Source organism: Kineococcus rugosus (genome assembly GCF_050871975.1).
Classification (GTDB): domain Bacteria; phylum Actinomycetota; class Actinomycetes; order Actinomycetales; family Kineococcaceae; genus Kineococcus.
This window is the reverse complement of sequence record NZ_JBJLSJ010000023.1, coordinates 13,479-39,066: the sequence shown is the minus strand read 5'-3', so window position 1 is coordinate 39,066 and position 25,588 is coordinate 13,479. Positions and strand designations below refer to the sequence as shown.

Below are 25,588 nucleotides of genomic sequence, written 5' to 3'. Positions count from 1 at the left end.
ACGAAACGGCATGGAACTCGTCATCGCCGTCTTCGCCGGCATCGTGGGGGCGCAGCAGGCTGTCCCCGTGAAACGACTCCTGACCTGCGCCGCCTCGATCCTCCTCGCCGGCTGCGGCTCCGGCACCGCCGCGAGCGTCAGCTCCCCCGCCACCTCCCCCGCTCCCGCAGCCACCGCGGCTCCCGGACCCTCCGACGGGGACGCCCGAACCGCCGGCCTGCGGTTCGAGGAGCTGGAGCGGGAGTTCGACGCACGGCTGGGACTGTTCGCCGTCGACACCGGGTCGGGGAAGACCGTCACCCACCGCGCCGACGAGCGGTTCGGTTTCGCCTCCACCTACAAGGCGCTCGCCGCCGGCGCGCTGCTCGCCGAGACCACCGACGCCGAACTGGACGAGGTGGTGACCTGGACGGCCGGCGAGCTGGTCGCCCACTCCCCCGTCACCGAGCAGCACACCGGCTCCGGGCTGCCGCTGCGCGAGGTCGCCGGGGCCTCCGTCACCGTCAGCGACAACACCGCCGCCAACGTGGTGCTGGAACGCCTGGGAGGTCCCGCCGGGTTCGAGGCGGACCTGCGGGCTCTCGGTGACGGGACCACCGAGGTGCAGAACGTCGAACCGGAGGTCAACGACATCGCACCGGGTGACCCGGAGGACACCAGCACGCCGAGGGCCATGGCGACCTCGCTGCGGGCCTACGCCGTCGGTGACGCGCTGGAACCGGGCGACCGTGAGCAGTTCGTGCAGTGGCTGCGGGCCAACACCACCGGCGGCGAGCAGATCCGGGCCGGCGTCCCGCAGGGCTGGCAGGTGGGCGACAAGACCGGGCACGCGGGCGTGTACGGCAACCAGAACGACATCGGCGTCATCTGGCCCGGTGAGGGGCGCGCGCCCTGGGTCGTGGCCGTCCTGACCGACCGCGCCGACGTCGACGCGGAGTCGGACAACGCCCTGCTGGCGAGGGCGACCGAGGTCGTCGTGGCGGAACTGCGCTGACGGACCGCTGACGCGGTGCGGTGGGCTGCGCCGGCTCCTCCGGTCGGCGCAGCCCACCGCACGCGGCCGGTCACCGCGACCCCCCGGGGGCCGGCGCGCTCAGTCCGCGGGGCGGTCGCGCAGGTAGAGGAACCAGTAGGCGACGGCGACGAACAGCCCGCCGCCCACCGCGTTGCCCAGGAACGCGAACACCCAGTTGCCGACGATGTCGCCCCAGCCGATGCCCGGCACCCCGGCCCAGTGGGCGGCGGGCAGGAAGAACATGTTCGCCACGACGTGGTCGAAGCCGAGGGCGACGAAGGCGGTGATGGGGAAGAAGATGGCCAGGACCTTGCCGCCGACGTCCTCGGCGGCCAGCGCCATCCAGACCCCCAGGCACACCAGCCAGTTGCAGCCGACGGCCCGCAGGAAGATCGTCAGGTCGTCCTCGGTGACGGCCTTGGTGGTGGCGATCGACGCGAGCCGGGTGAACGACGCCGACCCCTCCGGCCCGATCACGCCGGTCTGGACGGCGAGGACGTAGGCCACGAACAGCGCCCCGAGCAGGTTCCCGACCAGGACGAACGCCCAGTTGCGCACCAGCAGCCCGAACCCCACCTCCCGGCTGAGCAGCGCGATCGGCACCAGCGCCATGTTGCCCGTCAGCAGTTCGGAGCCGGCGACGATGACCAGCACCAGGCCCATGCTGAACACGGCCCCGGTCAGCAGGGTCGTGACCCCGCCCCAGATCGCGGGGTCCAGGCCCGCGGTGACGTCGACGGCGAGCAGGCCGGCGAACGCGATGTAGGCGCCGGCGAGGAAACCGCCCACGAGCAGCTTCGGGACCGGCAGGTGCGCCTTCTTCGTGCCGCTGGCGACCGCCGCGACGGCGATCTGGTCGGGCGTCTTGTACGCCATGCGGGGCTCCTCGGTCCTCGGGGTCAGGAGGCGCGCTGGCGGGCCTCCCGCCGTTCCCGCTGGGGAACGACGACGTACTTGGGGTCCTTCGTCGAGGCGACACCCGCCTCGAACACGGCCATGCGGGTCAGGAAGGAACCGGCCAGCAGGCTCGCGCCCGCGACCGCGGACACGACCCGGGACCGGCGCCCGAGCACCGCGCCGACGGCGCCGGCGGCGGTGAGCGCGCGGGCGGCCTTGAGGAACGTCCCGGGCCGCCCGAGGTGGAACGGTTCGCTGACGAGCCCGTGCGCGGTCTCCATCCGGTGCGCGGCAGCCAGTTCCACCGTGGCACCGATGGCGGCCAGCCGCGAGGCGGGCCCGGTCTGCGCGGTCGGGGCCAGCAGCAGGGCCGCCCCGGACCCGGCGGCCAGGGCGCTGCCACCGAACACGAAGGGCAGTTCCCGGTACGGCTCGTGCCAGCTCGGCACGGCGGTGTCGGCGAACAGGACGGCGGTGTAGGTGGCCAGCAGCGGCCCGGTGAGCGCGGCACCCACCCCGGCCGCCGAACCGGCGGGCCGGGCCACCCGGCGCACCAGCCCCCACACGCCCCGCCGGGGCAGCAGCGCGCCCAGCTCGGCGACGGCCGCCACCCCCGACAGCGGCCCGAACACCGACAGGATGTACGTGCCGACCGACATGGGCGAGGTCACCTTCGCGACCCGCAGCATGTTGTAGAACCGCTCGGGCCGGCCGAGGTCGGCGATGAGGAAGTACGCGCTGGCCCCCACCGCGCCCAGCGACGTGACCCGCAGCGCCCGGCGCGCCCCGGCGTCCCCGCGCACGTCGGCGACCGCCGCGAGCATCGAGCACCCGGCGGCGAGGCCGCCGGCGAACAGGTAGTAAGCGATCTCGTGCGTCCAGACCGGGGGTTTGAGGACGGCCCGGCCGTAGTACGAGCGGAACTCCGCCTCGGGGACGACGGCGTTCACGTCGCCGCGGCGCTTCTTCCCGCCGCGCCCCCGCCGGCCCATCCCCGCGTCGAACATGCGGGCGGCCTGCCCGCCGATCGGGTCGGTGCCCGGGACGTGCTCGGACCCCGGCTGCCCGGGCTGGTGCGGGGTCTGCTGCGACGGTTTCGGCGTCATCGCTTGCCCACCGCGGCGGCCACCACGCCCAGGACCATGAACCCGGCGGCGGCGACCATGTGCTTGTACATCGAGGGCAGGTCCCGGGTCGTGACGACCGGGTCCGGCGGCAGGCCGTAGACCTCGGGCTCGTCGAGCAGCAGGAAGAACGCGCCGTCGCCGCCGACGCCGTCCTCGGGGTCCTCCCCGTACAGCCGGGCCTCGGTGACGCCCACGTCGTGCAGCTGCTGGCGGCGGCGCTCGGCCCGTTCGCGCAGCTCGTCGAGGTCGCCGAACTGGATGGACTCCGTCGGGCACGCCTTCGCGCACGCGGGGGTCTCGTCGTTGCCGAGCCGGTCGTAGCACAGCGTGCACTTCCAGGCCCGGCCGTCGCCCTCGCGCTTGTCGATGACCCCGTACGGGCAGGCCGAGACGCAGTAGCCGCAGCCGTTGCAGACGTCCTGCTGCACGACGACGGTGCCGAACTCGGTGCGGAACAGCGCGCCCGTGGGGCACACGTCGAGGCAGGCCGCGTGCGTGCAGTGCTTGCAGACGTTGGACATCATCAGCCAGCGGACGTCGGAGCGGCCGTCGCGGTCGGGCACCGGTGCGGGCGCCAGCATCCCGGGCATCCCGAGGAACTGGCCGCCGGCCCCCTCCGACGGCGCCGGGGCGCTCGCGGGGGCCGGGGCGCTGCCGCACCCGGAGCCGCACCCGCCCCCGGAGCGGTTCTCGTGCGCCCGCTCGGCCAGCGGGTGACCCCCGGCGACGCCGGTGCCCAGGCGCTCGGCCTCGGCGAAGGCGTCGAACCCGGCCGCCACGGCGTCCTGCTGCAGCTGCTCGGAGGAGGGTCCGGTCGCCGTGCCGGCGAACGGCGAGGTCTGGTTCCCGACGGGGCGGGACTGCTCGATGAACGCCACCGCCCGCCAGGAGTCCGCGCCGAGCCCACCGGTGTTGTCGTACGACATCCCCAGCAGGTCGATGCCGTCCTCGGGCACCGCGTTCCACTCCTTGCAGGCCACCTCGCAGGCCTTGCAGCCGATGCACACCGAGGTGTCGGTGAAGAACCCCTTGCGCGGGGGCGGGTCGGCGTACCCGGCGTCACGCGCGGGGTCGTCGAGGCGGCCGTACAGGCTGCTCGACAGGTCGTCCAGCGAGACCACTAGCGGTCCCCTCCCTCGTCCAGACCCTCTGCGGGGTGCGCGTCGAGCACCACCGGGTCGACACCGTTCTGCTGCGGGTCGCCCGGGCGGGACCGCGTGTCGTGGCGCACCCCGACGACCTTCTCGAGCAGGTCCGTGTCGTGCCCGGCACCCACTTCCGTCGCGCCGCCCTCGGCGAGGTCGGCCACCCCGCGCCCGCCGCGGGCGATGAGGTCGGCGGTGACGGCCACGGACCCCGAGGTCATCGTGACCCCGCCCCGGACCCGGTACTCGTCGATCAGCTCCAGCACCGCTCCCCCTCTCGGCCGTCGGCCCGGGAGCACGTCGCACGTCCCGGCCTTGAACTCCTGGATGTGCACGTTCGGGTCCAGCGTGAGGTGCATGAGGTCGTTCACGACGTCCCCCGTGGTCAGACCGCCCTGACCCCAGTGGTACGGCAGCCAGATCTGGTGGACCAGCTGGTCCTGGACCTTCAGCGGCGTGAGCCGGTCGGTCACCAGGACCCGCGCCTCCACCACGGCGCGCGCCGTCACGACGTGCGCCCAGCCCAGGTGCTCCAGCCCCCGCAGCCGCGCCAGTTCCGGGGAGACCTCCATGAACAGCGCGGGCTGCAGCTCGGCCAGGTACGGCAGGAAGCGGCTCATGCCGCCGGCCGTGTGGTGCTCGGTGAGCCGGGAGGTGAGCCACACGAACGGGAACACCTGGCTGCCCAGCTCCGGCGGCGAGGGGTGCACCTCGTTGAGGTGGTTGGTGTAAATCTCCCGCGCCGGGTTGGCCTGCTGGGTGTAGACCGCGTTGCGGAACGGCGACTCCGCCGGTTCGTAGTGCGCCGGCAGCGGCCCGTCGACGACGCCCTTGGGCGCGTACAGCCACCCCTTGCCGTCGCTCTGCATGATGAACGGGTCGTCCCCGGCGATGGCCTCCACCCCGGTGGCCCCCTCCGGAGGGCGGTACGACGGCGGTTTGGTGGCCTCGAAGTCGGCGGTGTCGTCCCCGACCCACCGCTGCGCGTCCTCGTCCCACCACACCAGCGCCTTGCGCTCGCTCCAGGGCTTCCCCTCGGGGTCGGCCGAGGCGCGGTTGTACAGCATGCGCCGGTTCATCGGCCACGCCCAGCCCCACTCGGGGGCGTGCAGGGACTGCTCGCGGCCGGGCTTGCGCCGCGCCGCCTGGTTGACGTCGTCGGCGTACACCCCGGAGTAGATCCAGCACCCGCTGGAGGTCGACCCGTCGGCCTTCAGCGCGGTGTAGCCCGGCAGCAGCCCGTCGGGGCCGTACCCGTTGATCTCCTTGAGCACGTCCTCGGAGCTGGGTTCCTGCTCCTCGCCGTGCACCGGGTAGTCCCAGGCCAGCTTGAGCAGCAGCTGGTCGCGGGGGTCGGTGGAGCCCGCGAGCTTCTCCCGCATCCGCCGGCCCAGGTGGTAGAAGAACCACAGCTCGCTGGTCGCGTCGCCCGGCGGGTTCACCGCCTTCTCCCGCCACTGCAGCAGCCGCTGGGTCTGGGTGAAGGTGCCCTCCTTCTCCACGTGGGAGGCGGCGGGCAGGAAGAACACCTCGGTGCGGCACTGCTCGGGGACGATCTCCCCGGTCTCGACCTCGGGCGCGTCCTTCCAGAACGTCGCGCTCTCGATCATGACGAGGTCGCGCACCACGAGCCAGTCGAGGTTCGCCATGCCCAGGCGCTGCGCGCGGCCGTTGGCCGACCCCACGGCGGGGTTCTGCCCCAGCAGGAAGTACCCGAAGATCTTCCCGCCCTCGATCATGTCCATGACCTGGCTGTAGGTGCCGTGGTCACCGCTGATCTTCGGCAGCTCGTCGAAGAGGTAGTCGTTCTCGGCCGTGGCCTCGTCGCCGAAGTAGGCCTTGAGCAGGCTGACGGTGTACGCGTCGGCGTTGGCCCAGAAACCCTTCTGGGCCGCACCCCGGATGGCGTCGATGTAGCCGGCGAGGTCCGGGTGCCGTTCGGCGTGCGGCATCTGCAGGTACCCCGGCAGCAGGTTGTACAGCGTCGGGATGTCGGTCGACCCCTGGATCGAGGCGTGCCCGCGCAGGGCCATGACCCCGCCGCCCGGGCGGCCCATGTTCCCCAGCAGCAGCTGCAGGATCGCGCCGGCGCGGATGTACTGCACCCCGGTGCCGCGCTGGGTCCAGCCCACGCTGTAGACCAGCGCGCCGGTCTTCTCCCGGCCCGAGTTCGAGATCCACGCCTCGGCCAGCTCGTCGAAGACGTCGACCGGGATCCCGCAGACGTCGGCGACCATCTCCGGGGTGTACCGGGCGAAGTGGCGCTTGAGGACCTGGTAGACGCACCGCGGGTCCTGCAGCGTCTCGTCGCGCTGGATGCGCTCGTGGTCGACGGCCGCGCCACCGGCGCCCAGGGAGTGCCCGGACTCGCTGTCGGTGGACTCGGCGGTCTCCTCCTCCTCGTCGCCCTGACCCTCGCTGCCGGCGTACTGCCAGGACGCGGTGTCGTAGGAGCGGGTCTCGTGGTCGAACCCGGAGAACAGGCCGTCGAGCTCCTCGGTGTCCTGGAAGTCCTCGCTGACCAGGTGCGAGGCGTTCGTGTACGCCACCACGTACTCGCGGAAGTCCCGCTCCTGGGTCAGGACGCGGTTGATGATCGCCCCGAGCAGGACGATGTCCGTCCCGGTGCGGATCGGGACGTAGGTGTCCGCGAGCGCGCTGGTGCGGGTGAAGCGGGGGTCGACGTGGAAGACCTTCGCGCCGCGCGCCTTGGCCTCCATCACCCACTGGAACCCGACCGGGTGGCACTCGGCCATGTTCGAGCCCTGGATGACGATGACGTCGGCGTTGCTCAGGTCCTGCAGGTCACCGGTGGCTCCACCGCGACCGAACGAGGCACCCAGACCGGGCACCGTGGCGGAGTGTCATATGCGGGCCTGGTTCTCGACCTGGATCGCGCCCATGGCCGTGAACAGCTTCTTGATGAGGTAGTTCTCCTCGTTGTCCAGCGTGGCGCCGCCGAGGCTGGCGATCCCCATCGTCCGGTTGAGGCGGCGGCCCTGCTCGTCGCGGTCCTGCCAGCCGCGGCGGCGGGCGTCGATCACCCGGTCGGTGATCATGTCCATCGCGGTGTCGAGGTCGAGGTCGGTCCACTCGGTCGTGTACGGGGCGCGGTAGCGGATCCTCGTGGCGCGCGAGTCGCCGTTGACGAGCTGCTCGCTGGCCGACCCCTTGGGGCACAGCCGGCCGCGGGAGTGCGGGGAATCGGGGTCGCCCTCGATCTGCACGACCTTCTCGTCCTTGACGTACACGCGCTGGCCGCAGCCGACGGCGCAGTACGGGCAGACGGACCTCGCCACGCGGTCGGCGGTGGCGGTCCGGGGCGTCAGCGACCTCGAGCGCGCGGACTGGGTCGCCGCGCCGCGACCCAGCGGGTCGTCGCCCGTCAGCTGCCGGTAGACCGGCCACCCCTCGAGGAACGTCTTCAGGCCCACGTCCCAGAACGTACTCCCGGAACTCCCCGCGTGCGCGCCCGACCCGCCCGTACCAGGATCGGCGTCGTGACCGTTCCCACCATCCTGCTCAACGACGGCCGTGAGATCCCCCAGCTCGGGTTCGGGGTCTTCCAGATCCCGCCGGAGGAGACGGCCGCCGCCGTCCGCACCGCGCTGGAGGTCGGCTACCGCCACCTCGACACCGCGCAGATGTACGGCAACGAGGCCGAGACGCTCCAGGGCGTCCTGGACTCCGGCGTACCGCGCGAGGACGTCTGGATCACCAGCAAGCTGAGCAACGCCGCCCACGAGCCCGACGCGGCGCGCGCCGCGATCGACTCCTCGGTCGACAAGCTCGGCGGGCCGATCGACCTGTACCTCATCCACTGGCCGCTGCCCACGCTGTACGGCGGCGACTTCGTCTCCACCTGGAAGGTGCTGGAGGAGGCGCGCGCCGACGGCCGGCTGCGGTCCATCGGCGTGTCGAACTTCCAGGTGCCGCACCTGCAGCGGCTGGCCCAGGAGACGACGGTCGTCCCGGTCGTCAACCAGATCGAGGTCCACCCGTACTTCGGCAACGAGGCGGTCCGCGCCTACTGCGGCGAGCACCAGATCGGGGTCGAGGCGTGGTCGCCGATCGCCCAGGGCAAGGTCCTGGACGACCCCACGATCACCGAGGTGGCGAACCGGCTCGGCAAGTCCCCCGCGCAGGTGGTGCTGCGCTGGCACGTCGAGCGCGGCGACATCGTGTTCCCGAAGTCGGTGACGCGCTCGCGCGTGGAGGAGAACTTCGACCTGTTCGACGTCGAGCTGTCCGAGGAGGACCTCGCGCTGATCTCCGCCCTGGACCAGGGCGAGGCCGGGCGCATCGGCGGCCACCCGGACACGCTGGACTTCGTGCCGAAGGGCTGACGGGGGGCCGCGCCCGGGTCCTGGCGCACCGGTGGTGGCCGGGGCCCGGGCGCGGGACGCCGGGCCGGCCGCCACGGGCCGGGCGGGGACCGCGCCGCCGGCTCGTGAGGCGGGGTCGCGACACCTGCTCACTGCGTGTGCGTGCACCATGACCATGTGCCACCGATCACCCCGCAGGACCTCACCCACCCCGTCCCCGGGCTGTCCCGGCGCGCCGCGACCAACGCCGTGGCCCTCGGCCTGGGCGTGGTCGCCGTCCTGTGCGTGGTGGACGTGGCCGGCGGTCTGGTCCTGGAGCAGCGCAGCGCGGCCAACATCTCCGGCACCTTCGCCCTCGCCCCGGCGCTGACCGCGCTGAGCCGCTCCTGGCGCCGCACCGCGCTCGTGGGGGTCGTCTCGGTCCTCGTCGCCGCCGCGCTCGTGGTCCTCGACGGGGTGCCCTGGGGCACCGGCGCCGTCCGCGCCCTCGTCGTCCTCGCCGGTGCCGTCCTGTCGTCGGTCGTGGCGCACGTGCAGCACCGGCAGTGGGCGCAGCTGCAGGACCGCCGCCAGGCCGCACGGACGCTGCAGGCGGCGATGCTGACCCGGCTGCCCCGCCCCGACCACCTGCAGCTGACCAGCCGCTACCTGCCGGCCAGCAGCGGCGACCAGGTGGGCGGTGACTGGTACGACGCCGTCGTCGACGCCGACGGCGCCACCGTCCTGATCATCGGCGACGTCGTGGGGCACGACATCCACGCCGCCGCGGCGATGGGGCAGCTGCGGGGCCTGCTGCGGGCCTACGCCGTCGAGGGCGGGCAGAGCCCGGCGCAGCTGCTGACCCGCACCGACGACGCCATCGCGCGCCTGGGCCTGGACGTGCTGGCCACCGCGGTGGTCGCGCGCGTCGAGCAGGACCGGGACCAGGCCGGCAGCGGCCGGCGGCGGTTGCGCTGGTCCAACGCCGGGCACCCGCCCCCGATGCTCCTGCTGCCCGCCGACCGCACGAGCGGGGGGCGGGTCGAGCGGCTGACCGGGGACGGGGACACGGAGGTCATGCTGGGCGTGGGCCTGCCCGGTGCCCGGCACGACCACGTCCTGGACCTGCCCGTGGACTCCACCCTCCTGCTCTACACCGACGGTCTCGTCGAGCGCCGCGACGAGGAGCTCGACGAGGGCCTGACCCGGCTCGCGCACGCCATGACCCGTGCCGACACCGCACCGCCGCCCGCGCGGACCCCGCTGGACGGGTGGCTGGACCGGGTGCTCACGACCTCGATGCGGGGCGGCAACCAGGACGACGTGGCGGTGCTGGCCGTGCGCGCGCACCGCGAGGACCGGCCCCGCCCCGCCGAGGCCGGTCCCCCGCTGCCCCAGCCGGGGGCGCCGCTGCTGCAGTAGACGGGGAGGGGCGGGACGGCGCCCGGGACCGCGGCGCTACCCCGTGACCGCCGGCCCCGGGACGGCGGTCACCACCCGCGCCGCGGCCAGCGTCCGGTCGCGGGCCAGCAGCACGGCGGCCAGCGCGGCCGCCCGCCCGGCGCGGGGGAAGCTGCCCCACCGGGAGGCGACCTGCCCGCGCTCGTCGAGCAGCTCCAGGTCGCAGTCCCGCCGATCGTCGGGGCCGGCGAGGTGGGCCCGGACGGCGGGCACCGCCCGCTCCGGCACGGGCAGCACCAGGACGAGCCCGGAACCGTCCCGCACGTACAGCCGCGGCTGCGCGGTGCCCGCCCCCCGCAGGTCCACCGTCAGCGGGCCCCGCCCGGTGCGCTGCCTGACCATCGCGTCCTCCTGGGGTCTGGTCGCCCGCGACGACGCGGGCGCGGGACCAGCCTGCGCGCCCGGGCTGGGGAACCCCTCCGGCCCGGCTGGGGATCGCCTGGATCGCCCAGGTCGCCCGGGTCAGCGCACCGGTGGCGTCCTCGGGCCGGGACGACGGCCCCCACGACGAGGGTGAGGACCGCCCTCAGTAGCTGAAGCGGTGGCACAGGGCGTCCCCGCCGGGGGACGCGATGCGCGGCAGCACCTGCGCGGCCTCGGCGAACGGGGTGACGCCGTCCAGCAGCGCGTCGAACGTCTCGTCGGCCAGCAGGTCCAGCGCCATCGCCAGCCGCCGCCGGGTCGTCCAGCGCGGCGCGCGGGCCGGGGGGACCCGGCCCACCTGGGAGGCGCGGATCGTGAGCCGGCGGGCGTGGAAGCCCTCCCCCAGGCCGACCTCCACGGTCCGGTCGCCGTACCAGCTGAGCTCGGTGAGCAGACCCTCGTGACCCAGCAGCTGCAACCCCGTCGTCAGGCCCGGGCCGGTGCCGCTGGTGTGCAGGACGACGTCGCGCTCGCGGCGGGCGTCGTCGGGGGCGACGAGCCGGAAACCGAGACGCTCGGCGGTCGCGGCGCGTTCGGTGCGCACGTCGACGGCCTCCACGTCGGTGCCCGGCACCCGCGCCGCCAGCGTCGCCACCAGCAGCCCCAGGACCCCGGCGCCGACGACGCTGACCCGGTCGCCGATCCCCAGGCCGGCGTCCCAGACGCCGTTGACGGCCGTCTCCAGCATCCCGGCCAGGACCGCGCGCCCGGCCGGGACGGCGGCGGGCACGGGCAGCACCGCCGAGGCCGGCACGACGTACCGGTCCTGGTGCGGGTGCAGGCAGAACACCCGGCGCCCCACCAGGTCCTGGACCCGCGGCCCGGCCTGCTCGACGACCCCGACGGACAGGTACCCGTACTTGACGGGGAACGGGAACTCCCCGGACTGGAACGGCGCGCGCATCGCGTCGTGCTGGCTGGGCGGGACGCCACCGGCCAGCACGAGCGCCTCGGTGCCGCGGCTGACGGCGGAGAACTCCGTGCGCACCTGCACGTCGGCGGTCCCGATGACGGGCAGGAACTCCTCGCGCAGTTCCGCCTGCCCCGGCCCGGTGGTCCACACAGCCCGCGCGACGCTCAACGACCGACCTCCAGCTTCGACCTCACGAACCCCTCGACCGCCGACTCCCAGCCCGCCGGGTCCACGTTCCACTCCTTGGTGTGCCGGGCGGTGCTGCTCGCGACGTAGGTCACCAGGTCGGGCCGGGCCCGCGCCAGCCGCTGCGACGGCCCCGACGGGACGTAGTCGTCGGCGTCGGAGTGCAGCAGCAGCACCGGCAGGGCGAGCTCGTCCGCGCGGCTCACCCAGTCCATCCTCCGCAGGTCCACCGGCCCGCGCAGCCCGACCAGGCGCCGGCCCACGGGGTGTCCCAGCAGCTGCAACCCGTAGCGCCCCAACCGGACCGGGACCCGGCGCTGGCGGGCCTGGTGGTCCAGGACGTCGTACCAGTCGACGACGGGGCCGTCCAGGACGAGGGCGGCGACGTGCTCGGCCAGCGGGGAGCGGGCCACGAGCTGCAGCACGATCGCCCCGCCCATCGACCAGCCGACGAGCAGCAGCCGGCGCGCGCCGCGCTCCAGGGCGTACCGGGCGACGGCCTCCACGTCGTGCCACTCGGTGTCCCCCAGGCCGTACAGCCCCGGTTCGACCTCGACGGCGTCGGCGTCGTTGCGGTAGCTGGGGACCAGGCACGGCAGGCCGAGCCCGTGCAGGACGGGCAGGGCGCGCAGCGCCTCCTCGCGGGTCGCGCCGCGGCCGTGGACCAGGACCGCCCAGGTGCCCGCGACGTCGGGCGCGCCGTCGGGGGCGGGCACGGACCAGCACGGCAGGTCCCCGACCTCGCTGGGCACCAGCACTTCCTCGTGCTGCAGGCCGAGGGCCGAGGTGGGGTCCCCGGCGTAGTAGTACTGGTTCCAGCGGCCCGCGCCGGGGGCGGGGACGCCGTGGTCGACGCCGAGCAGTTCGCGGGTGACGCGCTCACCGGTCCGCTCCAGGACCTCCCCGACGCGGAAGTGCCCCCGCCCGCCGTCGGTCCACACCCCGTACCGCCCGGGCACGACGGTGTCGGCGGTCACGGACAGCACGACGCGGCGCGCGCCGACCTGCAGGACCTCCAGGTCGTCCGGCCGGTGCCGGCGCGGGGTGACGACGGCCCGCGCGAAGGACACCGCGACGCCGGTCGCGGCGGCGGCGACCCCGGTGACGGTGGCGGCGGCGCTGACGGCGGCCGCGGTGCGGGCCCTCACCGGGCCGCGCGCAGGACGAAGCGGATGAGCGGCACCTGCAGCGGCAGCCGCGCGGTGGTGACCAGGCGGCGGCGGCCGGACCCACCGCGCCAGGCGTCCAGGGCCATCTGCGCGTTCGCCGGCCAGACCGCGACGAGGAAGGCGGCGGCCACCGGCCCGGCCCACCGGCGCGTGCGGGGCACCGCGAACCCGGCGGCCAGCGCCAGCTCGGCCACCCCCGACCACGTCGTCCACGCGCGGGCCGGGCCGGGCAGGGCGCGCGGCACGATCGCGTCGAACCCCTCCGGCCGCAGCAGGTGCGCCAGCCCGGCCGCGCCGAACAGCAGCACCGGGGCGACCCGGCGGGACGGTGCGGCGCTGATCACGGCCCGATCCTGCCCGACACCGTGCTGCCGGGCGCACGCGCCCCCGTTAGGGTCACCAGCGTGCCGACCGGAGAGACCCAGCCCTGGACCGTCGTCGTGCTGACCGAGGAGGCCTTCGGGGACGTCGACGCCCGCAACGTCGCGCAGCTGCACGCAGCCGAGCGCGCCGAGGGGCAGGACGTCCGGCACGTCGTGCTGGTGCCGGCCGACACGCACCGCAACCTGCTGGCGGACGTGCTGGACCGCCTGACCCTCGGTGAGCTGCGCGAGGCCGTGGAGGAGCTGCGCCAGCGCCGCCCGGACCCCGCCGAGGCCCGCGCGGACGCCGAGACGGCGCTGCGGGCCACCGTCGAGGCGCTGCGCGCGCAGGGGCTGCAGGTGACCGGCCGCACCACCGACGACGACCCGCTGCCCGCGGTGCGCGATGCCCTCGCCGCCGGGCCCGACGCCCGCGAGCTGGTCGTGGTGACCCGCCCGCACGCGGTGGAGGACACCTTCCACGCCGACTGGGCCTCCAAGGCGCGCGACGCGTTCGGGGTCCCGGTCCTGCACGTGTACGCGGGCACCACGCGGCTGGGCTGAGCGGCGGGCCGGGCGTCCGGGTCAGGAACACGCCCCGGGCCGGCGGGGTTGAGGAGGACATGACTGCGCACACCCCTCAGACCAGCGGCAAGACCTACACCGTGACCAAGACCGACGCGGAGTGGCGCGCGCAGCTGGCCCCGGCCGAGTACCACGTCCTGCGCCAGGCGGGGACCGAACGGCCCTTCACCGGTGAGTACGAGGACACCACGACCGAGGGCGTCTACGCCTGCCGGGCGTGCGGGGCCGAGCTGTTCACCAGCTCCGAGAAGTTCGCCTCGCACTGCGGGTGGCCGTCCTTCTTCGACCCGAAGGACTCCGACGCCGTCGAGCTGCTGGAGGACACCTCCCTGGGCATGCGCCGCGTCGAGGTCCGTTGCGCCACCTGCGGCTCGCACCTGGGTCACGTGTTCGAGGGCGAGGGCTACCCCACGCCGACGGACCAGCGGTACTGCATCAACTCGGTGTCGCTCAAACTGCACCCCGCAGATCGCGACTGACTCCCACGCTCAGTGGACTTGGAGCCCCTAGCCACATATCGGCTAGGGGCTCTTCGTCCGTGGAGACGTCGTCGGTCCAGGTCTCACGACTTCCGAAGCAGTGGTCGGCACACTTCTCCTGTGATGGTCACTGAGCCGTCGTCAGTAGCAGTTCCCCGTGCAGCAGCGGTTGCGTCGCCGCCGTGGTGGTCATCGAGTGCCTGTGAGCAGCTGTGCGCCGACCGGTTTCGTGGGGTACTGACGTAGCACCAAGGCGGTGGTGACGGGGCCGAAGCGGGCGATGGAGTCAACCACCTCCTCCAGTCGGTGGGCGTCGATGGCCGCGACGTGCAGCAAGAAGCAGTCCTCGCCGGTGAGGCGGTAGATGGCCAGGACGTCTGGCAGCTCGCCGAAGCGCTGCAGCGCTGCTTTGAGGTGGGCGTGGGTGGTGCGCAGACGGACAGTGGCACGGATGCCGATGCCCAGCGCTGAAGGATCGACCTCTGCTCGGTAGCCGCGGATGACGCCGGCCTCCTCGAGCTTGCGCACGCGCTGGGACACCGCCGGTTGTGACAGCGACAGCCGCCGCGCGAGGTCGCTGAAGGAGGTCCGGGCATCGACTTGCAGAGCTTCGAGGATGCCTACATCGAGATCGTCGAATGACCTGCCGGTTGCCAGGGTCTTGATCTTTGAAGTCATTCGTCTTCACCTTCCGGATGCGAGGTGAGCTGAGTCTGCGGCGATGATTCTGCACGATCACCCCACCGTGCGGACGCGTCAAGCCGCCACGGGGGAGCCCAAGGCCCGATCCGTCACCTGAGGAGACCAGGTGAAGATCTTGACCGTGCCAGGCATCGACGGCTCCGGACCGGGCCACTGGCAGAGCCTGTGGGAGCAGCAGGAGGGCTCTGACTGCACCCGCTTCTCCCCTTCGTCGTGGAGCCAGCCGCAGGCCGGGGACTGGCTGGAGGCGGTCGACCGGGCAGTGCAGCGACTGGGGTCCGATGTGTTGATCGTCGCGCACAGCCTCGGGTGCCTACCGGTGGCGCACCTGGCCGGGCAGGGGTTGACCTGCCGAGGCATCGTCTTGGTCGCACCCCCCGACGTCCACGGTCCGGCGTTTCCTCCGGTCGCCGCCGGTTTCGCCGATCTGGCCGCGGCGCCCTCCAAGGTGCCTGCTCTGGTGGTCTCCAGCAGCGACGATCCCTACTGCTCGCCGACTGTCGCTGCCCAGCTCGCACGTCGTTGGTCTGCGAAGCATGTCGACCTCGGGCCGTGCGGGCACCTCAACGAGTCGGCAGGCCTCGGGCAGTGGGACCTGGGCTGGAACTTGATCCAAGACTTCGCCGACAAGACCGCGGCGTGATGCTCCAGCGGAGATCGCCTACCGCAGTCACCTCGACGTCTCTCGCGACCTCGTCCAGGCCATCGCCCGCCTGCTGTCCGCCCATCGCGCCGGCATCGGCACCCGCCGAGGACGTCGATCGCTGAGCTGCACCGCCCCGGCGGTGTTGCTGCTGCGGTTCGTGCGCCAACGCGCCGCGGTCACCGACGTGGCCCGCGACAACACCGTCAGCCTCAAGACCGCCCATCGCTACCTGCACGGAGCATTCGTCCCCCACTGCGTGGGAGGTGCCCCCAGTGCCCGCCGCCCAAGCACCCGACCTCCCCGAGGTCATCACCGCGGCGGTGAGCAGAGGAACAGAGCACCTGCTGCTCGACGGAACCCTCGTCGAGACCGACCGGATCCACGACCGGACCGGTCCCGGAGATCGGTGGTGCTCCGGGAAGCACCGCCACCACGGCGGTCTCGTCCGGGTCGTCACCGACGCCGATGGGCGGCCGTGGGGGTACCTCCCGCGCGCAGCGTGGGGGCGGGGTTCCACCGGTTGAACCCGGCTGCACCCATGACCTGACCGCCGCTCGCCTGCACGCCCGGCCGGCGCTCTACCCCGCTGCCCGCGATGGCGTGCCCACCCTGGCCGACAAGGCTCACACCGGCGCGGGCGCCGGCGTCCGAGTGCCGGTCCGGCGCCCCAGGGGTGGGTAGATCCTCGACCAGAGCACACAGGGCTGGAACTCCTACGTGAACTGCACTCGCGCCTTTGCCGAACACGGCATCGGCCACCTCAAAACCCGCTGGGGGGCTTACGCCACATCAGCCTCTGTCCCTGACGCACTCCGCGATCGTTGCCACGGCCCTCGTCCTCAGCCGACGAGAAAACCGCTACTGACAAAGCCTCAGCGTGTCGTCGCAGGCATCACCGAACCGATCGAGGCCGCGAAACCCTCGATGAACAGGTGCTCGGTCGGGCCTCGAACTCTCGTACCGGACGAACGGGTGGATCCGTCCCGCGATCGTCGAGATCCTCGGTCAACTGCGACGAGGGCGGAGCTGCACCTCACATCCGCTCCCCCGCTTCCACGACTGTCGCTCAGCGCCCGTCGACAACAGCGCCGTCGCGAGTGCTGATGGTCCGGCTCTCGGCGTCCCCGACGTCAAGGACGATCTTCCCGCTCGCGCCGTCCGCCAGGAGGCGGTGGGCTTCTGCCGCCTGGGCCAGGGGCAGGCGTGCCGCGATGCGCGGCGAGATCGCTCGACGATTCAGCAGGGCTGCGAGCTCGGTGAGGTCTTCGCGGAAGCGATCCGGGTGCGCGGGCACGTAGGAGGCGGACATGTAGCCGTCGACGCCCAATCCCTTGCCGAACAGGCCGAGGGCCGACTGTCGCAACGTTCCCGCGGCGGTGCCGGCCAGAGCGAGCGGACTGCGGCGTCCGCGGCGCAGGCCGGCGGTGATCCCGTAGACGACGAGGTGACCACCCGCGCCCAGCAGGGTGAAGGAGCGGCGGCTGGTGGCTCCTCCCACTCCGTCGAAGACGGTGTCAACCCCATCGGGAGCAGCGGCGCGCACCGCGCGCACCCAGTCCCCGGCACGGTCCACCGCCCTCACTCCCCGCGCCGTCAGGGCCTCGAGTCGCGATGCGGAGGCGGTACCGATCACGGTCAGGCCGCGCAGCTGGGCCAGTTCCGCCAACGCTCCCCCGACACCGCCGGCGGCTCCGTGCACCAGCACGGTGCCGCCCGGCGCGGCCGGGGCGACGCGGGTGAGCATCTGCCAGGCGGAGACGTAGTTCAGCGGTAGCGCCACCAGGGCCGCGGCGTCCAGGTCCAGCGGCACGGCGACGGCGAAGTCCTGGGAAACCTCGACGTGGGTGGCGTACCCGCCGTGTCCGGCGGTGCGCACCACGACCCGCTGGCCAGGGACCAGCTCGGTGACGCCCTCCCCGACCGCCTCGATGATCCCCACGGCGTCGTACCCGGGCGTGACCGGGAACTCGGTCCGAGGTACCAGCCCCTCCCGCAGCAGGATGTCGCCGTAGGCCACTCCTGCCGCCTGAACGGCTACGCGAACACCACCCGGCGCCGGGTCGGCGAACTCACGATCGGCGAGGACGAGGCGTTCAGGCCCTCCACGTCGGCGGGCAACGACGGCACGACCGCTGGACGCGACCACGATCTCTCCTTACGCTTGAGTCCCTCAAGCATAAGCCAACTCTTGAGCAATTCAAGCAAAGGGAGATGTGTGACCGACCAGGATGGAGCTGCTGACCAGGACGAGGTGATGCGGTGCATCGAGGCCGTCCACCACCTCGCCGAGCTGCACCGGCGCGCGGCCACCGCCGCGCTGGACGACGTGGGAGTCAGCGAGAGCGCCGCAGGATTGCTACGGCTGCTGGGCGCCGTGGGGCCGGTGTCGATGAGCGTGGTGGCTCATCACCTGTCCTGCGACCCCTCGAACGTGACGCTGCTGGCCACCGACCTGGAAGGGCGGGGCCTGGCCCAGCGCGTCCAGGACCCCAGCGACCGACGCCGGCGCCTGCTGCAGCTGACCGAGCCCGGACGTCGGGCCCACGCCCGGATGGTCGACGCCGTGACAGCCGCCTCACCCCTGTCAGCCTTGTCGCCACCACAGCTGCAGGCCCTGACGGCCACCCTGCAGATCACCCAGCACGACTGAACCCCCGAACAGACCCGCACGGACGCGACAGAACCGTCGCGCCCATCGCCTCACCGTCGCGCTACCCACGGCGCCGTCGGGGAACCGATGGATCGGCACCGGCACTGCTCGTAGCAGATCACGCCTGGCCCGACGACCGGGCAGCTCGCCCGATGCGGGGCGAGTGAATGGAACTCCTGGGAAGAAACGACCAGGTATGCGCCGCCCAGGACCTCCTGCGGACCGCCTCGGTCGTTCAGGCTGGCCTCGACCACCTCAGGCTCGACATCGCCGAGCTCTTCGCGCCGCAGCTCGCGCGCGCCGCCCGACCAGCGGTGGGCCGCCGCCGCGGGGTCTGCGTTCTCCCGCGACCGGTGCACGGCCGTACCCAACTCGTGCTGCTCCACGGCGCAGGTGTGCCCCTCTCCCTCGCGCAAGCCAGGGCCATCGGCAGGATCCTCGACGGGGTCCATGACCCGGTGGTGCGGTCGCTGCCGCAGGTGCGGCAGGTGCCGGGCAGAGCTGCGCCGCGACTCCAGGTGATGCCTCGCCGGCCCGCTCGACCCGAGGCAGTCGGGTTGCGGTCGGCAAGGTGGGCCAATCCGGCCCAGGTTGAGCGCCGCGGAAGCTGCCACTGTCGTCGACGGCGCCGGAACCACGGTCACCCCCCGGGTCCGCGCCATCCCCGCTCACACCTCAACACCTCACGAAAGCAGGCTCAGCGATGAAGGCAGTGCGGTTCCACGAGGTCGGCGGTCCCGAGGTCCTGCGGTACGAGGACGTCGACGTGCCCACCCCCGGCGCCGGTCAGGTCCGGGTGCGGGTGGCCGCTTCGGCCTTCAACGCCGCGGACAACGGCATGCGCGCCGGTTTCCTGCCCATCCCGGTCGTCCTGCCGCACGTCCCCGGCTACGACGTCTCCGGCACGGTCGACGAGCTCGGCGACGGGGTCGACGGCCTGGCCGTCGGGGACGCCGTCATCGGCTTCCTGCCGATGGAACGCGACGGTGGCGCGGCGCAGTACGTGATCGCTCCCGCCGACGCGCTGGTCACGGCTCCCACCAGCATCCCGCTGCCGGACGCGGCGGCCCTGCCGTCGGTGGCCCTGACCGCCTGGCAGGCCCTCTTCGACGACGCCGAGCTCACCGCCGGGCAGCGGATCCTCATCAACGGCGCCGGGGGTGTGGTCGGCAAGTACGCCATCGCCCTGGCGAAGCGGGCCGGCGCGCACGTCGTGGCCACCGCCAGCCCCCGCAGCGCCGACGCCGTCCAAGCGGCCGGCGCCGACGAGGTCGTCGACCACACCACCACCGACGTGCTCAGCGCCGTGCAGGAGCAGGTGGACGTGCTGCTCAACCTCGCCCCCATCGACCCCGAGCAGTTCACCGCGCTGGTCGCGGCGGTCCGCGACGGCGGGAAGGTCGTGAGCACGACCGCGTTCATGGCCACCCCCGGCGACGAGACCCGCGGCGTCACCGCCACCACCGTCTTCGTCCTGCCCCACCGCGACCGCCTGGCCGAACTGGTCTCCCTCGTCGACTCCGGAGCCCTGTCGGTCGAGGTGACCCGCCGCATCGCGCTGGCCGACCTGCCCGCCCTGCACGCCGAAGCCGCCACCGGTCGCATCCCCGGCAAGGTCGTCGTCCTGCCCGAGTGAAACCCGCGGGAGTGGCACGGGCCCGGCGTGGAGCTTCGCGCCGGGCGCACCAGCAGCGGGACCCGTGCCTGCAGGAGCACTGACCGTCCTGTTCCGCGCCACCGGGAGGCGAAGTCGACGTGACCGGGCCTCGTCTGGTCCTCGTGCAGCTGCAGCGCAGGGAGGACACCGCCGCGCAGCTCCGACGAGGCGACCCGCGCTCGCGCCTGCGCCTGCGCCTGCGCCTACGCAGGTACAGCAGTAGGTGGAGTCCAGCGGAGCGTTCACCGCGAATTCCGTACCCGTCCACGACGAAACCCGGACCGGCAGAGTGCCGGCAGCGATGAGTGAGGAGACCACCATGAGTGATCCGAACGACGTCAACCAGCGGGTCTTGGCCGACTTCCGCGCGAACGGCGGCCGCGTGGGCGGGCCCTTCGCCGGCGCGCCGATGGTCCTGCTCCACCACGTCGGCCGCAAGAGCGGTGAGGAGTTCGTCACTCCGACGATGTACCTACCCGCGGAGGGCGCTGAGGGCACCGTCTACGTCTTCGCCTCCAACGGCGGCGCGCCGGCTGACCCGAACTGGTACCACAACCTCACCGCCGCAGGTACCGCCCGCCTGGAGCGGGGCACGGAGACCTTCCCGGTCTCCGTGCGGGAGCTGACCGGTGGTGAGCGGGATGCGGTGTACGCCGAGCAGGCCCGCCGCTTCCCCGGTTTCGCGGGGTACGAGGAGCAGACGCGTGGTGTCCGCACCATCCCGGTGCTGGAACTGACGCGCGCGACACCCTGAGGAAGAGGCGCCGCGGACGCCGCAGGGCTCAGCGGGTGGCGCGCTCGGCGATCTGGGCCCGCAGGCCGGCCACCACCGTCTCGAGGCCGAAGTCCCAGGACATCGAGGGGTCCTCGATGTCGCGCAAGGCGTGGAAGTGCGGGAAGTCCGTGGCCGGGAGCGCCTCGATGTCCGTCTCCGGTGACGGGCCCTGCGCTTCCAGGCTGCGCTCGAGCCCGGCGGTGAGCGCGGTGTGGACGGCGATCTTCACCGCACCGTAGGCGTCCTGCGGCTCCAAGCCCGCCTCGCGGAAGGCGGCCAGGGCGACCTCGAAGGACGCGGCGGCGCGCGGGCCCTGCACGGGCCGGCGCATCAGGACCGCGAAGGCACCGGGGTGTCGCAGGGCCAGCCCACTCATCGCGGTGTGGAAGCGGCGTACCCACGCCTCCCAGCCCAGCGGCTCCGAGGGCAGGTCCGCCTCGTCGAACAGGACCTCCACGATCCCGTCGCTCACCGCCTCGCGGGTGTCCACGTGGTTGTACAGCGAGGTCACGTGCACACCGAGGACGGCGGCGATCCGCCGCATGGTGACCGCCTCCAAGCCCTCGTGGTCGGCCATGGTCACGGCCGCCGCGAGGATCCGCCCTCGCGTCAGTGGTGCCACGGGGGCGAGCGTAGGGGCTCACTGCTCGTGCGGCAGTGCGGGCCCGTCCCACGGGAGAACCCGTGCGGGCCGGGCTCTGGCGTGAGGTCACGGTGACGCGCTCAGCGTCGCGCCCAACGTCGCAGTCGACGACGCAGGTCCCGGCGCGTTGAGCCTCGGCCGGACCGGCCCGTCCTTCAGCCGTCCTCCCGGCCCACCGGCCGGCTCCGCTCATGGCCCACGTCCACCACCGCCCGCCCCTCGCTCGCGTCGACCAGCTCCGCCAGCCGGGCCTCGTCGGCCGAGCCTGGCGCCGCCGTCAGCATCACGGCGGCCAGGTCGTCGCCGGGGATGGCGATGAGGTTGCCCACGAGCGTGAGCGAGTCCCCGTCGGACTGGGTGAAGCTCGCGCTGCTCTCGTAGGCCGCCACCGGCCGCGGTACGCGCCACAAGGCCTCGAAGCGGCGGCTGCGGGTACGCAGATCGTCGACCAGGGCGGCCAGCGAGGCGTCGGCGGGGTAGCGCAGCAGTGAACTCCTGAGCTGGGTCACCAAGACCGCCTCGTGCTCGTCCGCGTCGGCCGCGGACTGCTTGAAGGCCTCGAACGGGTCGCAGAACGAGCGCCAGGCGACGTTCCACTCCCAGCGCTCCCCCGTGGGGTTCCAGTGCTCCAGAGCCAGGAAGGCGCTGTTGGTCGCGACGACGTTCATCGCCGCGTCGGAGACGATCATCGGGGTGTCGGCGAAGCGCTCCAGCAGCCGCCGCGCGCCCGGGCCCAGGTCGGTGGGCACCTGCCCGTCGGCGGCGGCGTAGCCGGCCAGCGCGCACAGCCGCTCGTAGTCGGCCCGTCCCACCCGTAGCGCCCGGGCGATGGCGTTCACCACACCGGCCGAGGGGTGGCTGCGGCCCTGCTCCAGCCGGCGGACGTAGTCGGCGGACATCCCCGCCAGCTCACCGAGCTCCTCGCGCCGCAGCCCGCGCACGCGCCGCCCGCCCGGCGCCAGCCCGACCGCCTCGGGGGCGGTCGTCTCCCGCAGGTGGCGCACCGCGGCGCCGAACTCGAGGTGTTGCACGGCGCGAGTGTGGCAGAAAATTTACCGACAGTGTAGGTCTGGGCCCGGCCGACGGCGCAGGCGAGCGCCGTCGATCGCCGCGAGCGGCGCAGCGCGACCTTCCCCCAGCCGCTGGACCTGAGTGCTCCGCACTCGTGGAACCTGAAAAGTCCTCACCGGTAGAACCGAGCGGCCTCGAGGTGGGCCAACTCGAAGGTGGGCCAGCTCGGCCCAGGATGAGCGCGCCGAAGCCTGCCACCTTGAGTCACGTCCCCACGACGAGCACGACGAGCACACCCACGAGAGCAGGTCCGGTCATGAAGGCGGTGCGCTTCCACGACTTCGGTGGTCCCGAGGTCCTGCGCCACGAGGACGTCGAGCCGCCCGTCCCCGGCGTGGGACAGGTGCGGATCCGCGTCGCCGCCACGTCCTTCAACAACCTGGACGCCACCCTCCGGGCCGGCGACCTGCGCGACAGGTCACCGCTCCGGCTGCCGCACACCCCGGGTCTCGACGTCGCCGGTACCGTCGACGCCCTCGGTCCCGGCGTGGACGAGATCAGCATCGGCGAACGGGTGGTCGGTCTCCTGCCGATGACGGCGCCCGGGGCGGCGGCGCAGCACGTGCTCGCCCCGGCGCAGGTCCTGGCGGGGGTGCCCCGCCGGCTTCCGCTGACGGATCTGGCGGCTCTGCCGCTGGTGGGCCTGACCGCCTGGCAAGCCCTGTTCGACCACGGCGGCCTCGTGGCCGGGCAGCGAGTGCTGATCAACGGGCTCGGTGGAGCGGTCGGCGGGTACGTCGTGCAGTTGGCCGTGGAAGCCGGTGCACAGGTGCTCGTCACGGCCCGCCCCAGCAGCGCCGTCAGGGTCGAGGCCGCGGGCAGCGACGAGGGCACCGTCCACACGCTCGACCACACGCTCGTCGACGTCGGGCCGGCGGTGGTCGAACCCGTCGACCTCGTCCTGAACCTCGCACCGATCGGTGCGGAACAGCTGGCCGCGATGGTTCCGCTGATCCGCGACGGCGGCAGGCTCGTGAGCACCACCGCGTGGATGCCCACCCCCTGCGACGAGGAGCGGGGTGTGCAGGGCGTGAACCTGTCCGTACGCAGCGACGCCGACCAGCTCGCCGACCTGGTCGCCCGCGTGAGCACCGGCGAACTGCTCGTCAACGTCGCGGAGCGGGTGGCGCTGGCCGACCTGCCCGCCCTGCACGCCCGGGCCCACGCCGGAGAGCTGCCGCCGGGCAAGGTCGTCGTCCTCGTCCCCCCGGCCTGACACCCACCACTCCACCCACCCACCACCCCACTCAGGAGGAACCCGTGTCCAACCAGCAGCTCATCACCGTCATCGGCGCCACCGGGACCCAGGGCGGCGCGGTTGCGCGCGCCCTGCTGGCCGACGGCACCTTCGCCGTCCGCGCCGTCACCCGTGATGCCACCTCCACCCGAGCACAGGCCCTCACCGACCTCGGCGCCGAGGTGGTCGAGGCGGAGCTGACCGACGAGGACAGCCTGCGCAAGGCGTTCGACGGCGCGCACGGCGCGTTCCTCGTCACCCCGTTCTGGGAACACCGCTCCCCCGAACGGGAACTGACCGAGGTGCGCACCCTCATCGCCGCCGCCCGCGGCGCACAGCTGCAGCGCGTGGTGTGGTCCACCCTGGAGGACACCCGGCAGGCCATCGCCGCCGACGACCAGCGCATGCCCGTCATCCGCGACGGCCGCGGCGAGGAGTACCGGGTGCCGCACTTCGACGTCAAGGGCGGTGAGGCCGACGCACTCTTCGCCGCGTCAGGACTGCCGGTGACCTACCTGCTGATGTCCTTCTACTGGGACCAGCTGCTCGGCGACCTCGCGCCCCAGCGCGACGAGGACGGGACCCTCGCGCTGCACCTGCCCGTGGGGGGCGCCCCCGTGGCCGGCATCGCCTCCGACGACATCGGCCGCATCGTGCTGCGCGTGCTGCAGGACCCCTCCACCATCGGCGCCACCGTCCCCGCCGTCAGCGATGTCCTCACCGGCGAGCAGATGGCCGCGGCGTTCAGCTCGGTGCTCGGCGAACAGGTGGCCTACCGGCCGCTGACCCCGGCGCAGTTCCGCGCGTTCCCCGTCCCCGGCGCCGAGGAGCTGGGAAACATGTTCCAGTACTACGCCGACTTCCCCGAGTCCTACAACGGGCGCCGCGACCTGGCCGCCGCGCACGCGGTCAACCCCGGACACCTGGACCTGACCGGTTTCCTCACCACCCACCGGGCCCGACTCACCCGCTGACGCCCGCGCAGCGTGCGCCCGTACGCGCCCGTACGCGCCCGTACGCGGACGCGCCCCCACCCACGGGTAGCCGGCATCAGCGGACATCGACGCCACGCAGCAGCGCACAGGCGGTGCAGCTGCGTGCACCACAGTCCCACCTCGTGAACGCCGTCCCCCCTCCCCAGCCCGACTTCTCCGGAGCGGGGAACACCATGGTGATCACCGCCGACGACCGAACCGTTCCCGTGACCGTGCAGACCCGCACCACGCTCATCCCCGCGGACGCCTTCCGCATCATCGTCCCCATCGATTCGTCCCTGGTCTTCACAGGGTGGGGCCCCCTTCCCGGCATCAGCGGCGTGGCGAACCGGACGGCACCGTGGAGCGAAGTCGGCTCTTCCCGAAACCCCCGATTCACCGACGGTAGTACCGCCCGCAAGCAGCTGACCGAGCACGACGCACCCTCATCCCTCGCCTGCGAAGTCACCGGCTTCACCAACGTGCTGCGCCACCTCGTCCACCTCGTCCACCTCGTCCACGGCGTCCACGGCGTCCGCGGCGAGCGCACCTTCGCCCAGGACGGGCCCGGCACCCTCGTCCGCTGGACCTACGAGTTCGAGCCGCTGCCCGGCCGAACCCTCCTGGTACGTCGCGTGCCGGGACCGATGTGGCGGGACAAGCCCTACCAGTCGCTGCAGGCCTACCGCGACTCCAAGCTGGCCCAGGTGCTGTTCTCCCTCGAGCTGCAGCGCCGCCTCACCGCCTCCGGAAGCGCCGTTCGATCGGTGCTGGCGCACCCGGGCATCGCCCACACCGGCCTGGTCGACCACTCCTCGCAGAAGACGGTCCTGCGCGTGGGGGGTCGATTCCTCAACGACGCCGAGCACGGTGCGCTGCCGACGCTGTTCGCCGCGACCCAGGACGTGCCGGGCAACGCCTACGTCGGCCCCGACGGACTCGGCAGCGTCAAGGGCCACCCGCTGGTGCGTCGCCCCGCCCGCCGGGGGTTGGACGCCACCGAGGCGGCCGAGCTGTGGCGGACGACGGCCGCACTCACCGGCACCCGCTGAGGAGTTCCCCGCCACCGTCCACGCGCGCCTCCCGGTCACGCCAGCGGACCGACGGCTGACTGGGCGTCGCTGGTCCCTGCGATCGACGATCACGCTGGACCAGTGGGGCCGAAGC

Annotated in this window: 24 protein-coding genes and 1 pseudogene; 12 read left to right on the top strand and 13 right to left on the bottom strand. The window is 73.1% G+C overall.

Annotated features, from left to right (window positions below; translation table 11 throughout):
• Window positions 1-10 precede the first annotated feature (10 nt).
• Window positions 11-994, top strand: a complete 984-nt coding sequence (bla, locus tag ACRYM6_RS14315) for a class A beta-lactamase (RefSeq protein ID WP_432543557.1) — start codon at window positions 11-13, stop codon at window positions 992-994.
• A 99-nt stretch (window positions 995-1,093) separates the two neighbouring features.
• Here bla and ACRYM6_RS14310 read toward each other — a convergent pair whose 3' ends face one another.
• From ACRYM6_RS14310 to fdh, 4 genes and pseudogenes are all read right to left on the bottom strand, one after another.
• Window positions 1,094-1,891 carry a formate/nitrite transporter family protein gene (locus tag ACRYM6_RS14310; RefSeq protein ID WP_432543556.1) on the bottom strand — a complete coding sequence of 266 codons (798 nt, stop codon included), beginning with the start codon at window positions 1,889-1,891 and terminating at the stop codon, window positions 1,094-1,096.
• A gap of 23 nt (window positions 1,892-1,914) precedes the next feature.
• Entirely contained in the window at window positions 1,915-3,018 is a 1,104-nt protein-coding gene (gene nrfD / locus ACRYM6_RS14305; RefSeq protein ID WP_432543555.1) for an NrfD/PsrC family molybdoenzyme membrane anchor subunit, read from the bottom strand.
• On the bottom strand, window positions 3,015-4,160 hold the full coding sequence (locus ACRYM6_RS14300; protein WP_432543554.1) for a 4Fe-4S dicluster domain-containing protein: 1,146 nt from the start codon (window positions 4,158-4,160) through the stop codon (window positions 3,015-3,017). Before ACRYM6_RS14300 ends, nrfD begins: the two co-directional genes overlap by 4 nt.
• Before the next feature lie 218 nt (window positions 4,161-4,378).
• Window positions 4,379-7,618, bottom strand: a pseudogene (gene fdh / locus ACRYM6_RS14295) (formate dehydrogenase); the annotation flags it as partial.
• 66 nt (window positions 7,619-7,684) lie between these two features.
• Between fdh and ACRYM6_RS14290 the strand changes: the two are divergent.
• Window positions 7,685-8,530, top strand: coding sequence for an aldo/keto reductase (locus tag ACRYM6_RS14290; protein ID WP_432543553.1), 846 nt, complete (start codon window positions 7,685-7,687; stop codon window positions 8,528-8,530).
• Window positions 8,531-8,686: 156 nt separating this feature from the next.
• Entirely contained in the window at window positions 8,687-9,910 is a 1,224-nt protein-coding gene (locus tag ACRYM6_RS14285; protein ID WP_432543552.1) for a PP2C family protein-serine/threonine phosphatase, read from the top strand.
• Between the two features lie 36 nt (window positions 9,911-9,946).
• Here the strand turns inward: ACRYM6_RS14285 and ACRYM6_RS14280 are convergent, their stop codons facing one another.
• From ACRYM6_RS14280 to ACRYM6_RS14265, 4 genes are all read right to left on the bottom strand, one after another.
• A complete protein-coding gene (locus ACRYM6_RS14280; protein ID WP_432543551.1) occupies window positions 9,947-10,291 on the bottom strand; it encodes a hypothetical protein in 345 nt (114 codons plus the stop codon).
• Between the two features lie 184 nt (window positions 10,292-10,475).
• On the bottom strand, window positions 10,476-11,453 hold the full coding sequence (locus ACRYM6_RS14275; RefSeq protein ID WP_432543550.1) for a zinc-dependent alcohol dehydrogenase: 978 nt from the start codon (window positions 11,451-11,453) through the stop codon (window positions 10,476-10,478).
• Window positions 11,450-12,619, bottom strand: a complete 1,170-nt coding sequence (locus ACRYM6_RS14270) for an alpha/beta hydrolase family protein (protein WP_432543549.1) — start codon at window positions 12,617-12,619, stop codon at window positions 11,450-11,452. Before ACRYM6_RS14270 ends, ACRYM6_RS14275 begins: the two co-directional genes overlap by 4 nt.
• Window positions 12,616-12,984, bottom strand: coding sequence for a DoxX family protein (locus tag ACRYM6_RS14265; protein WP_432543548.1), 369 nt, complete (start codon window positions 12,982-12,984; stop codon window positions 12,616-12,618). The genes ACRYM6_RS14270 and ACRYM6_RS14265 overlap by 4 nt, the downstream gene beginning before the upstream one ends.
• A 60-nt stretch (window positions 12,985-13,044) precedes the next feature.
• Between ACRYM6_RS14265 and ACRYM6_RS14260 the strand changes: the two genes are divergently transcribed.
• Together ACRYM6_RS14260 and msrB are read left to right on the top strand one after the other, a co-directional pair.
• Window positions 13,045-13,566, top strand: coding sequence for a hypothetical protein (locus tag ACRYM6_RS14260; RefSeq protein ID WP_432543547.1), 522 nt, complete (start codon window positions 13,045-13,047; stop codon window positions 13,564-13,566).
• A 59-nt stretch (window positions 13,567-13,625) separates the two neighbouring features.
• Window positions 13,626-14,066 (top strand): peptide-methionine (R)-S-oxide reductase MsrB, encoded by a 441-nt coding sequence (gene msrB, locus ACRYM6_RS14255; RefSeq protein ID WP_432543546.1) that lies wholly within the window; start codon window positions 13,626-13,628, stop codon window positions 14,064-14,066.
• Window positions 14,067-14,255: 189 nt separating this feature from the next.
• Here the strand turns inward: msrB and ACRYM6_RS14250 are convergent, their stop codons facing one another.
• On the bottom strand, window positions 14,256-14,744 hold the full coding sequence (locus ACRYM6_RS14250) for an Lrp/AsnC family transcriptional regulator (RefSeq protein WP_432543545.1): 489 nt from the start codon (window positions 14,742-14,744) through the stop codon (window positions 14,256-14,258).
• Window positions 14,745-14,874: 130 nt separating this feature from the next.
• Here ACRYM6_RS14250 and ACRYM6_RS14245 point away from each other — a divergent pair, with 130 nt between their 5' ends.
• On the top strand, window positions 14,875-15,411 hold the full coding sequence (locus tag ACRYM6_RS14245) for an RBBP9/YdeN family alpha/beta hydrolase (RefSeq protein WP_432543544.1): 537 nt from the start codon (window positions 14,875-14,877) through the stop codon (window positions 15,409-15,411).
• Window positions 15,412-16,480: 1,069 nt separating this feature from the next.
• On the opposite strand, the gene ACRYM6_RS14240 is transcribed toward ACRYM6_RS14245, so the two are convergent.
• The gene (locus tag ACRYM6_RS14240; RefSeq protein ID WP_432543543.1) at window positions 16,481-17,560 is read right to left on the bottom strand and encodes a zinc-binding dehydrogenase; all 1,080 of its coding nucleotides are present in this window, start codon (window positions 17,558-17,560) and stop codon (window positions 16,481-16,483) included.
• Window positions 17,561-17,668: 108 nt separating this feature from the next.
• Here ACRYM6_RS14240 and ACRYM6_RS14235 point away from each other — a divergent pair, with 108 nt between their 5' ends.
• Window positions 17,669-18,064 (top strand): MarR family winged helix-turn-helix transcriptional regulator, encoded by a 396-nt coding sequence (locus ACRYM6_RS14235; protein WP_432543542.1) that lies wholly within the window; start codon window positions 17,669-17,671, stop codon window positions 18,062-18,064.
• Between the two features lie 50 nt (window positions 18,065-18,114).
• Here ACRYM6_RS14235 and ACRYM6_RS14230 read toward each other — a convergent pair whose 3' ends face one another.
• On the bottom strand, window positions 18,115-18,516 hold the full coding sequence (locus ACRYM6_RS14230; RefSeq protein ID WP_432543541.1) for a hypothetical protein: 402 nt from the start codon (window positions 18,514-18,516) through the stop codon (window positions 18,115-18,117).
• Window positions 18,517-18,767: 251 nt separating this feature from the next.
• Here ACRYM6_RS14230 and ACRYM6_RS14225 point away from each other — a divergent pair, with 251 nt between their 5' ends.
• Window positions 18,768-19,700, top strand: coding sequence for an NADP-dependent oxidoreductase (locus ACRYM6_RS14225; RefSeq protein ID WP_432543540.1), 933 nt, complete (start codon window positions 18,768-18,770; stop codon window positions 19,698-19,700).
• Window positions 19,701-20,040: 340 nt separating this feature from the next.
• On the top strand, window positions 20,041-20,475 hold the full coding sequence (locus ACRYM6_RS14220; protein ID WP_432543539.1) for a nitroreductase family deazaflavin-dependent oxidoreductase: 435 nt from the start codon (window positions 20,041-20,043) through the stop codon (window positions 20,473-20,475).
• Window positions 20,476-20,503: 28 nt separating this feature from the next.
• Here ACRYM6_RS14220 and ACRYM6_RS14215 read toward each other — a convergent pair whose 3' ends face one another.
• Both ACRYM6_RS14215 and ACRYM6_RS14210 read right to left on the bottom strand, forming a co-directional pair.
• A complete protein-coding gene (locus tag ACRYM6_RS14215) occupies window positions 20,504-21,118 on the bottom strand; it encodes a TetR/AcrR family transcriptional regulator (protein WP_432543538.1) in 615 nt (204 codons plus the stop codon).
• A gap of 176 nt (window positions 21,119-21,294) precedes the next feature.
• Window positions 21,295-22,170, bottom strand: coding sequence for an MmyB family transcriptional regulator (locus ACRYM6_RS14210; protein WP_432543537.1), 876 nt, complete (start codon window positions 22,168-22,170; stop codon window positions 21,295-21,297).
• A 296-nt stretch (window positions 22,171-22,466) separates the two neighbouring features.
• On the opposite strand from ACRYM6_RS14210, the gene ACRYM6_RS14205 reads away from it, so the two are divergent.
• The 3 genes from ACRYM6_RS14205 (at window position 22,467) to ACRYM6_RS14195 (ending at window position 25,473) form a co-directional block, all read left to right on the top strand.
• Window positions 22,467-23,426, top strand: coding sequence for an NADP-dependent oxidoreductase (locus ACRYM6_RS14205; protein ID WP_432543536.1), 960 nt, complete (start codon window positions 22,467-22,469; stop codon window positions 23,424-23,426).
• 44 nt (window positions 23,427-23,470) lie between these two features.
• Complete coding sequence (locus tag ACRYM6_RS14200) at window positions 23,471-24,421, top strand: NmrA/HSCARG family protein (protein WP_432543535.1); 951 nt, start codon at window positions 23,471-23,473, stop codon at window positions 24,419-24,421.
• 482 nt (window positions 24,422-24,903) lie between these two features.
• Window positions 24,904-25,473 (top strand): SDR family NAD(P)-dependent oxidoreductase, encoded by a 570-nt coding sequence (locus ACRYM6_RS14195; protein ID WP_432543534.1) that lies wholly within the window; start codon window positions 24,904-24,906, stop codon window positions 25,471-25,473.
• Window positions 25,474-25,588: the final 115 nt, after the last annotated feature.

What these genes read in the sequence shown, in the direction of transcription:
- ACRYM6_RS14235 (WP_432543542.1), top strand. Translation starts at nt 17,669, where the DNA reads ATGCGGTGCATCGAGGCCGTCCACCACCTCGCCGAGCTGCACCGGCGC.
- ACRYM6_RS14220 (WP_432543539.1), top strand. Translation starts at nt 20,041, where the DNA reads ATGAGTGATCCGAACGACGTCAACCAGCGGGTCTTGGCCGACTTCCGC.
- bla (WP_432543557.1), top strand. Translation starts at nt 11, where the DNA reads ATGGAACTCGTCATCGCCGTCTTCGCCGGCATCGTGGGGGCGCAGCAG.
- ACRYM6_RS14230 (WP_432543541.1), bottom strand. Translation starts at nt 18,516, where the DNA reads ATGGACCCCGTCGAGGATCCTGCCGATGGCCCTGGCTTGCGCGAGGGA.
- ACRYM6_RS14205 (WP_432543536.1), top strand. Translation starts at nt 22,467, where the DNA reads ATGAAGGCGGTGCGCTTCCACGACTTCGGTGGTCCCGAGGTCCTGCGC.
- ACRYM6_RS14225 (WP_432543540.1), top strand. Translation starts at nt 18,768, where the DNA reads ATGAAGGCAGTGCGGTTCCACGAGGTCGGCGGTCCCGAGGTCCTGCGG.
- nrfD (WP_432543555.1), bottom strand. Translation starts at nt 3,018, where the DNA reads ATGACGCCGAAACCGTCGCAGCAGACCCCGCACCAGCCCGGGCAGCCG.
- ACRYM6_RS14310 (WP_432543556.1), bottom strand. Translation starts at nt 1,891, where the DNA reads ATGGCGTACAAGACGCCCGACCAGATCGCCGTCGCGGCGGTCGCCAGC.
- ACRYM6_RS14280 (WP_432543551.1), bottom strand. Translation starts at nt 10,291, where the DNA reads ATGGTCAGGCAGCGCACCGGGCGGGGCCCGCTGACGGTGGACCTGCGG.
- ACRYM6_RS14250 (WP_432543545.1), bottom strand. Translation starts at nt 14,744, where the DNA reads ATGACTTCAAAGATCAAGACCCTGGCAACCGGCAGGTCATTCGACGAT.
- msrB (WP_432543546.1), top strand. Translation starts at nt 13,626, where the DNA reads ATGACTGCGCACACCCCTCAGACCAGCGGCAAGACCTACACCGTGACC.